Here is a 13995-nt window from a genome sequence, read left to right on the forward strand (position 1 = left end):
TATGTCAATACAAAAACCATTTTTTGCGGCAATCCTGGCCTTAGGCTTTGGACTCTCTGCAAATTCGCAACAGGTCACCGGATTTTATCTTAAAGACACAGCTGCACAGCGTGCACTGGAAGCCGAATACATCAAAGCTGTAAATTATGGTCAATTTAAGATTCATCTTCAAGAATTGACCAAGTCCCCTCACATAGTAGGAACACCTGAAAACGAAGCTGTTGCTGCCTATTTGACCCAAGTTATGTCTGCTGCGGGAATGGAGGTAACCCCCTACCCTTACGACGTGTATTTGCCAAATGATCCCGGAGAGTCTCTTTTGGAAATCATTACTCCTGACAAAATAACCTTATCCCAGCAGGAAGGCGTAGTTGATGGAGATCCATTCTCTTCGGATCCTAGACTTCACAAAGGATTCAATGCATATTCAGGTTCAGGTGATGTCACAGCCGAAGTGGTGTATGCGAACTATGGGGTAAAAGCAGATTTCGAAAAGCTGGCAGAAATGGGGGTTGATCTCACGGGGAAAGTGGTTATAGCCAGATACGGGGGCAACTTCCGGGGCTATAAGGCTCAGTTTGCAGAGCACTATGGAGCTGCGGCTTTGATCATTTATACTGATCCTAAGGATTCTGGCTATGAAAAGGGCGATGTCTATCCAGATGGGCCGTATTATAATGAAACCACCATACAGCGTGGTTCATTACTGGCTTTGAATTACACAGGAGATCCCCTGACTCCATTTGAGCCCGCCCTTCCTATGGACGGAGATAAGCAGGTGAAGCGTCTGGATCCTAAAGATGTAGCTTTTCATACGATTCCAGTCACCCCTATCGGGTATGGCGCAGCCAAAGAGATTTTAAGTAGAATGAAAGGCTCTTCAGTCCCTGAAGAATGGAAAGGCGGGTTGCCAATTGACTACAGAATTACCGGGGGGGAAGACTTGAAAGTACGTGTAAAAGTAGATCAACCCATTGATTTTGTACGGGCAAATAACATAGTGGGCAAATTCCAAGGCAGTGAATATCCAGACGAATGGATCATATTGGGAAGCCACTACGATGCCTGGAGTTTTGGGGCTACAGATCCTAATTCAGGCACCGCTATGATGTTGACCCTTGCAGAAGCTATAGGAGAATTGGTCAAAAAGGGCGAGCGTCCAAAAAGGTCAATTCTGATAGGGCATTGGGATGCAGAAGAACAAGGTGTGATAGGTTCCACAGAATGGGTAGAACATTTCAAGGATGAGCTACAGGCAAAAGCTGTCGCATACATGAATTTTGATGCTGCGGTTTCAGGAAGAAACTTCGGTGTTTCTGCAGCTCCAACACTTAAGAACCTAATAATTGAAGCATCCAAAGAAGTTGTTTATCCTGATTCATCGAAGACGGTTTTCGAAGTTTGGGCAGGACAAAATGAGGAGCCCAAAATAGGGAATTTAGGTGGAGGATCTGATCACATTGCCTTTTATATGTATGCTGGTGTGCCAAGCTTGAGTGGTGGTACAGGAGGGGTTTCTGCCTATCATTCCAACTACGACAACTTCTATTATTACAGCAAATTTGTTGATCCTACTTTTCAGATGGGAGGAACTTTGGCTTCCGTGATTGGGCTTCTTACGCTTCGTATGGCTAATGCCACTATTATCCCCTATGATGTGCCTAGGTATGCCCAAGATCTGCGTTTACACTTCGATAATGCAGTAAAATCTGTAAAGGAGTTGGACGCATCTTTTAACTTTTTTGGACGAGTGGATGATGCCTTGACCAAGTTACAGGCTACTACTACAGTTTATGAGGCTGCCATCAATACTGCATTGGAGGCAGGGAGGCTTACAGGTAAAGAAGTAAGCTCCATCAATAAAACATTGATTTCTCTGGAAAAGAGTTGGATAGATCCTAAAGGAATGTACTTCGGCAGCTGGTATAGATCACTTTATGTGAGTACAGATCCTTTCTCAGGATACGCCTCATGGATTTTGCCAGGTATAAGATATGAGGTAGAAACCAAATCTACCGACCGACTGGAAGAGTGGGATAAACGCTATTCAAAAGCAATCCTGGATCTGGATAAAAAAGTGAAGAAGATTGTCAATAGTCTGAAATGATAATTTAGATATTAGACAAAAGAGCCAAGAGTCAAGAGCTTCGGGCATCATTGAAATAGAATTAAAGGACTTGGATTTCTATCTGAGTCCTTTTTTAGTGAAACGTCTATCAGATAAGCATTTAAATATTACCTAACCCCCTTGTTTTTCTAGTGTCAAAAAATTAAATTCTGTGGAAAAAGAATGAAATTCAATTGTAATTATCATGGCAAGCATTTACGTAGGTTTACTTTTTATTGGAATAGGGATTTTGGTCAAATTATTCCCAAACCTGATAGCAGGTTACAATAATCTCTCACATAAGGAAAAAGAAAATGCGCTAACCAATGGTTTACCTACGTTTGCCTTTATTGTTTCTGGGATGATGGGTCTGATCATCTTTGCCGGACATTATCTTGGACTCTGGATGGATATGCCTTCTGTGGGCAGAAATCTGTTGATTATTAGCTCTTTGGCGGGCTCAGTGATTTTGATTGTTTTTGGAAATAGGTTTACCGTTAAAAAGAATTCTATCCAAAAAACCAAATAAATCCCTACCTCCGCTACTCTGATGATTGGATTACCTGTATTAGAGCTCTTTCGGCAAAATCTCTTGTCTAACCAAGGCAACTTAACCATTCATGCCTAACCTACATCCGCTCTTCTTTGCTGCCCTCAAACCGTCCCATTGACACATGGCCTTGTTGGGTTATACCTTTTCCGAGAAGCACATTGAATAAGGTTTGGAAGAGGATTCTTACATCCAACAAGAAAGTAAGGTTATCGACATACCAGATATCGTACTTGAATTTAGTATCCCAAGTAATGGTGTTTCTCCCATTGATCTGAGCCCACCCAGTCACTCCAGGTTTTACCTCATGCCGTCTCTCTTGGTTTCTGGAGTATAGATGGAGGTAATCATCCAGCAAAGGACGGGGACCCACCAGACTCATATCTCCTTTCAGTACATTGATCAGCTGCGGGATCTCATCCAACGAAGATTTTCTGATCATTCTGCCCAATCGTGTTATCCGTGCAGCGTCCGGCAAGGATTTTCCGCTTTCATCAGATAGATCAGACATGGTTTTAAACTTAAGAATCTTGAATGAGACATTTCCTTTGCCCGGACGTGATTGGAAAAAAAAGGGACTTCCCTTGTGATGGATGCTTAAAACGAGGAGCAAAACCACAAAAATGGGCGATAGCATCAAAAACATTAAAAAGGCAAGAACTAAATCCAACCCTCGCTTGAGGCAATTTCGGTATATCACTTATTTAAACGTTTTACTTAATTCTTTACGGATTATTTCTACAATGGACTCCTGATCCTGAAGGGTTAAATTAACAGAACTAGGCAAGCAAAGCCCATTTTCAAACAGTCTTTCAGCCAGGCTTCCCCCGTAGTAAGGTGTCATGTTAAATACCGGCTGTGTATGGAGCGGTTTCCAGAGAAACCTACTTTCAATATCATGTTTCAACAGAGCGGATTTTAGCTCTATATTAGAAAATCCGGTAATTTGTTTATCTATCAGAATAGTAGTCAACCAATAATTAGACTGTGAATCCGGTGATTCTGTCTGAAAACTAATTCCAGGGAAATCCTCCAGCAAGATCCTATATCGTTGATTGATAAGTCTTCTGGCTTGGATAAATGTATCCAACTGCTCAAGTTGGGCTACGCCTACAGCAGCTGAAAGATTATTCATTTTGTAATTATACCCTATTTCCAAGTGATGATAAAATGGTAAATCCTCCCTTGCCTGGGTGGAAAGTAATCTGGCATGCTGTACACTGGCAGTATCGTTGGCTATCAGTGCTCCCCCACCTCCGGCAGACATGATCTTGTTGCCGTTAAAGGATATTACACCGATTTTACCGAAGGTTCCACAGGGCTTACCTAAATATTGGCTCCCAAAAGCTTCCGCCGCATCTTCCAAAACAGGAATATTGTATTTATCTGAAATCTCCATTATTTCCTTCAACTTGGCAGGCATTCCAAACAGATGGACAATTACTATTGCTTTTGGCTTCTTCCCTTTAGAAATCCTACTGAGAATCGTGTCTTCCAAAATCTCAGGACAAATATTCCAGCTTTCTTTTTCACTATCCACGAAAATAGGTGTGGCTCCCAGATAAACCACCGGATTGGCTGAGGCACAAAAAGTAAATGACTGACAGATTACCTCATCTCCAGGACTTATGCCTAGGAGAACCATGGCCAAGTGCAGTGATGAGGTGCCTGAATTTAAGGCAACTGCTTCATGTGTCTTTAATCTTGTGGACAATCTCCTTTCAAACTCAGTAATAAACTCTCCGGATGTAGCGATATGCCGAGAGCTAATAGCACGCTGTAAATAAGCATTTTCGTTGCCATTAAATACTGGAAATGATAAGGGGATTTTAAAATCCATGAGCGAAGGTTAACTATTATTTTCAAAATATACCACACATTTTTTAAATGACAATAGTTAATGAGGTTATCTAGAACATTAAAAAAATCAAATTGACTTATACGTTTATTGGAATTGGAGATTTTGGCTTTCAAAGCTTTTGAAAAAAGAGCTATTAATCAAGTAATAAAATTATTTATATTATTCATATAATTGTCTTTAAATCAATATGTTAATAGTAATAACTATAACTTTTAATTTAATTTTTTTTAGCTGTATGTCGTACGCATAACTAAGAATGTTACTAAATAAAATAGAATAAGTAAAATGAATGAAATAAGAGTAACAAGTAAATACAAAATTCAAATTTAATGATGTAAAATATGTTTTTTTATATAAAAACATTCCCGACTAGGTGTAAACCGCATCAAGTAATTTCGATGTCCACGGAAATGATCCTAGCAGAGTTGTATGATAGCTGTGGGAAAATCAAGTTTAGGGCTTACATATAATTTATAGTTCTAAAGTTAGTGGGTTAATCGTTGGTGTTTAAAAAGTGTATTGGAAACTTTAATAGAAAGTGGAGTAATAAATTTCGATCTCACTATGCTATCCGCTTTATCTTTCCTACTGCCTGCACCAAAATCTCATAATTTTTCCCCAAAATCCCATAACATTTCCCTACCCGACTCTTCCTAAGTTTGTAATGTCAATCAAAGACAAACAACTCATGGAAGAATCCACTCAAACACTGCACAAAGAGACTTTCCCTGTCACAGGCATGACCTGCGCAGCCTGCGCATCCAGTGTGGAAACAATTTTGGCACATACAGATGGGGTGAAGTCTGCCCAGGTAAATTTCGCCTCAAGCACCGTGTTGGTAGAATATTCGGATGAAATAAATCCTGAAGGCCTGAACGAAGCGCTTGCAGCAATAGGATATGGGCTGATCACAGAAACTGAAAATGCAGATGAAACTGTCTCTGCAAACCAGGCTGAGCATTACCAAAAGCTAAAGAAACATACGATTGGTGCGACGATTCTTACCCTTCCTATTTTCATCATTGGGATGTTTTATATGCATTGGCATCCAGGGACTTGGATTTCCCTTGTTTTGGCTATTCCTGTGATGACCGTTTTTGGAAAGCGTTTTTTTATCAGTGCCTGGAAGCAAGCCACTCACAAAAGTGTCAACATGGACACACTGGTCGCGCTCAGTACAGGGATAGCTTTTACTTTTAGTTTGTTCAATACGCTGTTTCCGGAATTCTGGGTCAGCCGGGGTTTTGAGCCGCATGTCTATTATGAAGCGGCCACGGTGATCATCACCTTTATTCTTTTCGGAAAATTGCTGGAGGAAAAAGCAAAGTCGAGAGCGTCCACTGCGCTCAAGAATTTGATGGGACTACAGCCAAAAACCTTGAAAACCATTGTAAATGGTCAAGAACAGGAAATCCCCATTTCCGCTGTTCAGAGAGGGGATGAAATCGTCGTGCGTCCAGGTGACAAAATCCCAGTGGATGGTAGAGTAATATCGGGAAATTCCTTTGTTGACGAAAGTATGATCAGTGGCGAACCCATTGCCTTGGAGAAAGCAGAAGGTGATAAAGTGTTCGCAGGGACCATCAATCAAAAGGGCAGCTTCCATTTCAAAGCAGAGAAAGTCGGAAGTGAAACTCTTCTATCCCAGATCATCAAGCGGGTGCAGGAAGCACAGGGCAGCAAAGCCCCTGTCCAGAAATTGGTGGATAAAATAGCCTCGATCTTTGTCCCTGTAGTCATTGGCATTTCGATTCTGACCTTTTTTGTTTGGATGCTTATCGGAGGAGAGGATGCGCTTTCGCATGCTGTCTTGAATGCTGTCGCTGTGTTGGTGATTGCCTGTCCCTGTGCATTGGGATTGGCCACGCCTACTGCTATCATGGTCGGGATTGGTAAAGGCGCCGAGAACAATATCCTTATCAAAGACGCTGAAAGTCTGGAAATAGCCCACAAGGTCAATGCAATTATTCTGGATAAAACCGGGACCATCACCGCTGGAAAACCGACCGTTTCGGATATTGGTTGGGAAAATGAAACATTGAAAAACACTTTTGCCCCTATCCTACTTGCCATAGAGTCAAAATCTGAGCATCCTCTGGCAGATGCAGTGGGCAAAAAGTTAAGAGAAGATGGTTTCTCTGCAGAGTCTGTCTCAGATTTTCAAAGTTTGACAGGGCAAGGAGTGGAAGCCAAAAATCCCTCAGGCCAAAAGTTCTTTGTTGGGAATGCCAAATTGATCCAACTGAATGACATTTCGATTAGTCCGCACTTAAATAAGTTGGCTACAACCTGGAGTAATGAGGCCAGAACCGTGGTATTCTTTGGCAATGAGCAATCAGTCCTTTCGGTAATTGCTATTTCCGATGAGATCAAAGCCAGTTCGAAATCAGCAATCTTAAAGTTAAAAGAGCAAGGTATTGACGTGTATATGCTTACCGGGGATAGTCAACAGACTGCGGCTTCAGTTGCCCAACAAGTCGGATTGACTGATTTCAAAGCGGAGGTGATGCCTTCTGATAAATCAGAGTTCGTCAAAGAACTTCAAGCAAAAGGTAAAATTGTAGCAATGGTCGGTGATGGCATCAATGACTCAGAAGCATTGGCACAGGCAGATATCAGTATCGCCATGGGACACGGCTCGGACATTGCGATGGATGTGGCAAAAATGACCATAGTTTCCTCCGATCTTGAAGTCATTCCCAAAGCCCTCAATTTATCCGGTCAAACTGTACGGGGTATTAAGGAAAACCTCTTCTGGGCATTTATTTACAATTTGATCGGCATCCCTATTGCCGCCGGGGTTTTATATCCTATCAATGGATTCTTGCTCGATCCTATGATCGCGGGTGCCGCAATGGCCTTCAGTTCTGTGTCGGTAGTATTGAATAGCCTTAGACTAAAAAAGAAACGCATCTAAAGTTCATTATTCATCTGTAAAATTCATTATTCGACAATTAATCAAAAGACAAGAATCAAGATTTGAGAACCAAGAAATAAGTATAAAGTAGCTATTGTCAAGACGATAGATACAAAAGTCTAGAACCTAGAAAAAAGTACCAAGTATGAAGAAATAAGATTCAAGAGCCTAGAATCTGAAATAACCCCTCGACTCCCTGCCTACCGGGACAGGCAGGTGCTCAGGGTGATAACTTAAGTATAAAAGACCTTTCAACTTTACCACCTCCAAACCTTTGAACTAATATTTCAATCTTTCAATTTTCAAATTTTACAATCCATAAAATGAAAACTCAAAAATTCAAAACTAATATCGCTTGTGGCAATTGTCTCGCCAAGGTCACTCCTGTTTTAAATGCCGAATCCAAGATCAATTCATGGTCTGTGGATTTGCAAAGTGAGGACAGGATTCTAACTGTGGAGTCTGACGACATCACTTCTGATGAAGTATTTAAAACTGTCCTAAAAGCGGGATTTATCGCAAAACCGGAGTAAATTAATTGTGAGAATTAAAACCTTCGAGGTTTTGAAAACCTCGAAGGTTAAACAACGCATGCATTCTGCTATCTGCAGCACGGGATTTGCAATCCCGTGCTTTTATCCAATTCTAACCTCTAACCCCCCATGTACTTCCTCCATCAGATTTACCTTCCCTCTAACAATAGTTCGATGTTCCCTTATTCTATTAAATCTTTGACTGAATTGGGATCTATGACTTTCGGAAATCCGGTGACGGTTTTTGTTGGAGAAAATGGGTCGGGAAAGTCAACGCTACTTAAAGCACTGGCGATCAAGTTGAATTTACCTGCTATTGGTAGCACTGATTTGGAGCAAGACGAAACACTTGATGGAGTCAAATCCTATGGAGAAAGTATAGTTACCCGATGGAACAATAAAGCATATCGTGGCTTTTTCTTCAGAGCTGAAGATTACTTTGGCTTTGTGAAGCGCCTTCGGATCCTGGACGATGAACTAAAAGGGGACATCGTCGATTTCGAAAAAAGATTGAGCGGATCTGGATTAAAATTGGCTGTGGGAGCTGTACAGGGGCAAAAAGAAGCTCTTCTACGTAAATATGGGAATCTTACCGAAGTTTCCCACGGAGAGGGTTTTCTAAAAGTCCTGGAAGGCCGATTGCAAGCAGAAGGAATTTACCTGATTGACGAACCTGAGGCAGCCCTTTCGCCCCAGCGGCAACTGGCACTTTTCTCCCTGATCAAAAATCTGGCTGAAAATCATGGTTGCCAGTTTATCATAGCCACACACTCCCCTATCTTAATGACTCTTCCCAATGCGACGATATTCCAGTTTGGAGATAAAATTCAGAAAGTTAATTATCAGGAAACAGAGCACTTTACTATTTTGAAAAACTTCCTTAATAATCCAGATGTTTTCCTGCGGCATTTGTAGCTGTATGGAATATGCGATAACATTCTAATACGTACAGTGAAAATCTTCGGGGTTTTAGAAATCCCAAAGGTTAATTACCTTCAGGTTCCAAACAAGAAAACAGTCTCGTAAAGCATCAATGAAAATCCTGTTACTTTCCTTCCTGGCATTAATTTGCAGCCAAGTTTTAGCCCAACAAGCTCCTTTGCTTCCAATTGTAAGATCAGAAATAAAGGGAATAAACATCTATGGCAAAACTGTCGATAACCAGACCCGATGTCAGCACTGGCATTCGGATCTGGATATCATTGCCATCAAATTCAAATGCTGCGGGAAGTACTATCCATGCTTTTCATGTCATGAGGAAGAAGCTGATCACAAGCATGAAATCTGGCCTAAAGCAGAGTTTGGTTCCAAAGCAATCCTTTGTGGAGTATGTGGTACTGAACTGACAATCTCGGAATATCAGTCCAGTGGCAATACATGCCCAAAATGTACTGCCGCTTTCAACCCAGGTTGTAGCAAGCATTATCATTTATACTTTGAGACAGATTCGGATAATTGAACCCATTAAACATTTGATAGCTAATTAATTATCAATAAATTACAAAAAATTCTAATTTATAAGATTCATTAACTGGTTGGAAAAATCAAACCTACTGAACATTAATCCGTAATTTTAACCTGTTGAAATCGAGCATGTCGTAGGCAACACACAAAGAGATGATTATTAACCACGCGAGATTCTCCCGAATCAAGTTCGGGACAGGCTATGTGGCTGATAAAAATCAATTATAAACACATGAAAAAGCAAATTTCCATAGCCCTGGCACTTCTGCTGATGTTCTCAAACATCGGAATGGCCAAGAGCACCCATCTATGCATGGGTTCAGAAATGATGGCGGAATTTGGAATCGCAATTAAGCATCTGGATTGTGGAATGGGCAACTCGCACGAAGAGGAGTTGCCAGACTCAGAACAAAGCATAAACCCTATTGAGTGCTGTCAGAATCAATTCGAGCTGGTTCAAAACGATAAGGATCAAAATCTCAAGGTCCTACAAATCGATGCTGCCCAACTGGTTTTTATAGCAGCATTTACACAATCGTTTATCTTCAACATTGCCGTAACGTCTGATGACAGGCGACCACAACCCTACTTAATCCCCCCCACGATTGAAAAGGACTTTAATGTTCTGTTTCAATCCTTCTTGATTTAATTCTTCCTGGTAGTAGGTCATAAGACCTCTTTTTAGCTAATGGAATAAATCCATAGCTCCTTCTATTTTATTTCTTTATACCAGGATTAAATCATGCTTAACTCGATTATCAAATATTTTCTGGAAAATAAACTTGTTACTTTTCTTCTGCTGATCGCTTTGATTGCCGGAGGAATTGCAACAGCTCCTTTTGGATGGAAAGTAGGCGCCCTGCCTTCTGATCCAGTTCCCGTGGATGCTATTCCCGATATTGGTGAGAACCAACAGATTGTCTTTACCCAATGGCCTGGCCGATCCCCACAAGACATTGAAGATCAAATTTCATATCCCTTAACAACCTATTTGCTTGGGCTCCCTGGAGTGAAATCAATTCGTAGCTCCTCTATTTTCGGTTTTTCCAGTATCTATATCATTTTCGACGAAGGCACCGAATTTTACTGGTCCAGGTCTAGAATCCTGGAGAAACTCAATTCATTACCTTCAGGATTACTTCCTGAAGCGGTACAACCTGCATTGGGACCGGATGCCACTGCATTAGGTCAAGTTTACTGGTACACCTTGGAAGGAAGAGATGCCGAAGGAAACCCAACAGGTGGGTGGGACTTGCATGAGATTCGATCTGTTCAGGATTTTTTTGTGAAGTATGGGCTCAATGCCGTGGAAGGAGTTTCCGAGGTGGCTTCCATAGGTGGTTTTGTGCAGGAATATCAAGTTGATGTGAATCCGGATGCCTTAAAAGCGTACAACATCCCTTTGGACAAAGTGATGCTGGCCGTCAAACAGAGCAACCGTGATGTGGGTGCCAAGACCGTTGAGATCAATCAGGCCGAATACCTGGTAAGAGGCCTGGGCTATCTCAAAAACGTCGAAGATCTGGAGCTGGCAGTAGTAGATGTCAAAGATAATGTTCCCATCAGAATCAAAGATATCGGAGTGGTAAGTCTTGGCCCTGCAAATCGAAGAGGGCTTTTGGATAAAGATGGCGCAGAGGTAGTTGGAGGTGTCGTAGTGGCGCGATACGGTTCCAATCCACTTCAGGTAATCAACAATCTGAAAGAAAAGATCAAAGAAATTGCCCCAGGCCTACCACGTAAAACACTGGATGATGGAAGGGTAAGCCAACTCACAATAGTTCCGTTTTACGACCGCTCTACACTGATCCAAGAAACATTGGGAACCCTGGAAGAAGCACTTTCATTGGAAATCCTTATTACTATTCTGGTAGTGATAGTGATGGTTTACAATCTCAGAGCTTCTATCCTGATATCAAGTTTATTGCCTATTTCAATATTGATGGTATTTATAGCCATGCGGTATGTAGGAGTAGATGCAAATATCGTTGCGCTGTCAGGGATAGCAATTGCGATTGGGACCATGGTGGATTTAGGAATTATTCTTTCCGAAAACATCCTAAAACATATAGACGAAGCACCTGCAGAGCAGAAATTAATTACCACAATCTATAAAGGTTCATCAGAAGTAGCCACCGCCATTCTTACGGCAGTCTCTACCACTATTGTCAGTTTTATACCCGTGTTCACTATGGAAGCTGCTGAGGGAAAACTTTTTGGCCCTTTGGCTTATACGAAGACTTTTGCACTGATTGCAGCGCTGATCGTCTCGCTATTGATCTTACCCATGCTTGCCCATCTTTTCTTTGGCTTTAAACTAACCAGTAAAAGAAGTAAAATAGCAGGCAATGCAGTGCTGGCAATTTCAGGTATTCTTGCCTTGATTTATGGATATTCTTGGTCAGGGATCATGCTTCTGGCCTTTGTAGTAATTGGTCTTTTCAAATACATCGTAGAAACCAAGCCTATTGACCTACCACTACAAATACGGCCTGTCTATAATCGCCTAGAAATCATTTTAGTAATAGCCGGAGTGATATGGCTTCTGGCAAGCTATTGGTTACCCTTAGGCCCAGGCAAATCCTTACTGACAAATGTGATTTTTGTGGGTATTTTGGTAAGTGTGATACTTGGGGCATTCAGTGCTCTCGAAATCTTCTACAAACGCATACTCATCTGGTGTCTGGATCATAAAGCGGCTTTCCTTACTATTCCAACCATCCTGATCTTACTTGGGGGAACCATATGGATGGGCTTTACTAAGATTTTTGCTTTTATCCCGGCAGTCACCCATGTGGTCGGATGGAATATCGAATCAGGCAAATTCTGGTCTAACCTGGATCATATGTTTCCCGGTATGCAGAAAGAATTTATGCCCTCCCTGGATGAAGGAAGCTTTCTGCTAATGCCAACAGCCATGCCCCATTCCGGTATTGCCTTTAACAGGAAAGTAATAGGACAGCTGGACATGCTGCTTACCAGTATCCCGGAAGTAGCACTTACAGTCGGGAAATTGGGGCGGGCGGAATCGGCTTTGGATCCGGCTCCCATTTCCATGTACGAAAACATAATCAATTATAAACCGGAGTATCAACTTAATAAAAAAGGCCATCGACAACGCTTCAAAACGGACAAAGAAGGACGTTTTATTTTTACTAGCGGGGATACACTAAGCAATCAGGAAGCTATAGAAAAAGCTACACCTACAACTGGACTAATTGAGGATGAAGACGGACTCTACTTTAGAAACTGGAGGGAAACTATCCATTCTCCGGATGATATATGGAACGAAATCATAGCGGTAACCAAAATCCCTGGCATCACTTCCGCGCCTAAACTCCAGCCGATTGAAACCCGTCTGGTCATGCTCCAAACCGGTATGCGTGCGCCAATGGGGATTAAAGTCTATGGTCCAGACCTTCAGACTATCGAAGACTTTGGCATACAGGTGGAAAATATTCTCAAAGAAGTGCCTTCGGTCAAGCAGGAAGCAATTTTTGCAGATCGGATTGTAGGCAAGCCCTATTTGCAACTGAATATTGACCGTGAGTTAATCGCTCGGTATGGTTTGAGCATAGAATCGGTTCAGCAGGTGATAGAAACTGCCATTGGGGGCATGAATATCACCAACACAGTAGAAGGCAGACAACGGTTTCCTGTACGTGTACGCTATCCCAGGGAACTCCGGGATGATCCCGAATCGCTGGGGAAAATTCTGGTCCCCACTCCTACCGGAGCACAGGTTCCGCTTAGTCAGCTCGTGAAATTTGAATACCTACGTGGTCCTCAGGCAATCAAAAGTGAGGACACCTTCTTGGTAGGATATGTTCTCTTTGACAAAAAAGATGGTTTCTCAGAAGTAACTGTAGTGGAAGATGCCAGAGAGCTCATCCAAAGCAGGATTGATTCCGGAGAATTGGAAGTGCCACAAGGCGTGAGTTATAAATTCTCTGGAAGCTACGAAAATCAGGTACGTGCAGAGAAAAGACTCAGTATTATTGTTCCGGTGGTCCTTCTGATCATATTCCTGATTTTATATTTCCAGTTCCGCTCCGTGGCTACTTCATTGATGGTTTTCACAGGTATTGCCATGGCTTTTAGTGGGGCTTTTATCTTGCTTTGGTTATACGGTCAATCATGGTTTGGAGACTTCAGCTTCTTTGGGACGAATTTCCGCAACCTCTTTCAAATCCAAACCATCAACCTAAGTGTCGCTGTATGGGTTGGTTTCATCGCTTTGTTTGGTATTGCCACAGATGACGGTGTGCTGATGGCAACCTATTTGGACCAAAGTTTTGCCAAAAACAAGACTGACAATTTCAGAGGTATACGAATAGCGATAGTTGAAGCCGGTCAGCGCAGAATCAAGCCAGCTATTATGACTTCAGCCACCACAATTATTGCCTTATTGCCAATTTTGACTTCTACAGGCAGAGGTTCTGATATCATGATCCCTATGGCCATCCCTGCTTTCGGGGGAATGATCGTAGCGGCTATCACCTACTTTATTGTTCCCGTGCTGTACTCCATCCGGGAGGAACGAAAACTTAAAAAAAGCTGAAA

General features: G+C 42.0%; 10 protein-coding genes. 8 read left to right on the plus strand and 2 right to left on the minus strand.

From position 1 onward, the window contains the following. Window position 1: 1 nt before the first annotated feature. Both LZF95_RS15260 and LZF95_RS15265 read left to right on the plus strand, forming a co-directional pair. Window positions 2-2107, plus strand: a complete 2106-nt coding sequence (locus LZF95_RS15260) for a M28 family peptidase (RefSeq protein WP_233755964.1) — start codon at window positions 2-4, stop codon at window positions 2105-2107. A 205-nt stretch (window positions 2108-2312) separates the two neighbouring features. After that, window positions 2313-2636, plus strand: coding sequence for a DUF3784 domain-containing protein (locus LZF95_RS15265; protein ID WP_233755965.1), 324 nt, complete (start codon window positions 2313-2315; stop codon window positions 2634-2636). A 100-nt stretch (window positions 2637-2736) separates the two neighbouring features. Here the strand turns inward: LZF95_RS15265 and LZF95_RS15270 are convergent, their stop codons facing one another. Both LZF95_RS15270 and LZF95_RS15275 read right to left on the minus strand, forming a co-directional pair. Next, on the minus strand, window positions 2737-3357 hold the full coding sequence (locus LZF95_RS15270; protein ID WP_368670783.1) for a sugar transferase: 621 nt from the start codon (window positions 3355-3357) through the stop codon (window positions 2737-2739). Beyond that, window positions 3358-4497: an aminotransferase class I/II-fold pyridoxal phosphate-dependent enzyme gene (locus LZF95_RS15275; RefSeq protein ID WP_233755966.1), complete on the minus strand. Its 1140-nt coding sequence runs from the start codon at window positions 4495-4497 to the stop codon at window positions 3358-3360. 709 nt (window positions 4498-5206) lie between these two features. Between LZF95_RS15275 and LZF95_RS15280 the strand changes: the two genes are divergently transcribed. From LZF95_RS15280 to LZF95_RS15305, 6 genes are all read left to right on the plus strand, one after another. Next, window positions 5207-7435, plus strand: a complete 2229-nt coding sequence (locus LZF95_RS15280; protein ID WP_233755967.1) for a cation-translocating P-type ATPase — start codon at window positions 5207-5209, stop codon at window positions 7433-7435. A gap of 323 nt (window positions 7436-7758) precedes the next feature. Beyond that, window positions 7759-7968, plus strand: coding sequence for a heavy-metal-associated domain-containing protein (locus LZF95_RS15285; RefSeq protein WP_233755968.1), 210 nt, complete (start codon window positions 7759-7761; stop codon window positions 7966-7968). Between the two features lie 174 nt (window positions 7969-8142). After that, a complete protein-coding gene (locus LZF95_RS15290) occupies window positions 8143-8883 on the plus strand; it encodes an AAA family ATPase (protein ID WP_233755969.1) in 741 nt (246 codons plus the stop codon). Window positions 8884-9001: 118 nt separating this feature from the next. Then, a complete protein-coding gene (locus tag LZF95_RS15295) occupies window positions 9002-9427 on the plus strand; it encodes a CHY zinc finger protein (protein ID WP_233755970.1) in 426 nt (141 codons plus the stop codon). Between the two features lie 237 nt (window positions 9428-9664). Further along, window positions 9665-10081 carry a hypothetical protein gene (locus tag LZF95_RS15300; RefSeq protein ID WP_233755971.1) on the plus strand — a complete coding sequence of 139 codons (417 nt, stop codon included), beginning with the start codon at window positions 9665-9667 and terminating at the stop codon, window positions 10079-10081. A gap of 93 nt (window positions 10082-10174) precedes the next feature. Next, window positions 10175-13993, plus strand: coding sequence for an efflux RND transporter permease subunit (locus tag LZF95_RS15305; protein WP_233755972.1), 3819 nt, complete (start codon window positions 10175-10177; stop codon window positions 13991-13993). Window positions 13994-13995 lie beyond the last annotated feature (2 nt).

This window comes from Algoriphagus sp. AGSA1, assembly GCF_021390545.1.
Lineage (GTDB): Bacteria > Bacteroidota > Bacteroidia > Cytophagales > Cyclobacteriaceae > Algoriphagus.

What these genes read in the sequence shown, in the direction of transcription:
- LZF95_RS15260 (WP_233755964.1), top strand. Translation starts at nt 2, where the DNA reads ATGTCAATACAAAAACCATTTTTTGCGGCAATCCTGGCCTTAGGCTTT.
- LZF95_RS15265 (WP_233755965.1), top strand. Translation starts at nt 2,313, where the DNA reads ATGGCAAGCATTTACGTAGGTTTACTTTTTATTGGAATAGGGATTTTG.
- LZF95_RS15275 (WP_233755966.1), bottom strand. Translation starts at nt 4,497, where the DNA reads ATGGATTTTAAAATCCCCTTATCATTTCCAGTATTTAATGGCAACGAA.
- LZF95_RS15280 (WP_233755967.1), top strand. Translation starts at nt 5,207, where the DNA reads ATGGAAGAATCCACTCAAACACTGCACAAAGAGACTTTCCCTGTCACA.
- LZF95_RS15285 (WP_233755968.1), top strand. Translation starts at nt 7,759, where the DNA reads ATGAAAACTCAAAAATTCAAAACTAATATCGCTTGTGGCAATTGTCTC.
- LZF95_RS15290 (WP_233755969.1), top strand. Translation starts at nt 8,143, where the DNA reads ATGTTCCCTTATTCTATTAAATCTTTGACTGAATTGGGATCTATGACT.
- LZF95_RS15295 (WP_233755970.1), top strand. Translation starts at nt 9,002, where the DNA reads ATGAAAATCCTGTTACTTTCCTTCCTGGCATTAATTTGCAGCCAAGTT.
- LZF95_RS15300 (WP_233755971.1), top strand. Translation starts at nt 9,665, where the DNA reads ATGAAAAAGCAAATTTCCATAGCCCTGGCACTTCTGCTGATGTTCTCA.
- LZF95_RS15305 (WP_233755972.1), top strand. Translation starts at nt 10,175, where the DNA reads ATGCTTAACTCGATTATCAAATATTTTCTGGAAAATAAACTTGTTACT.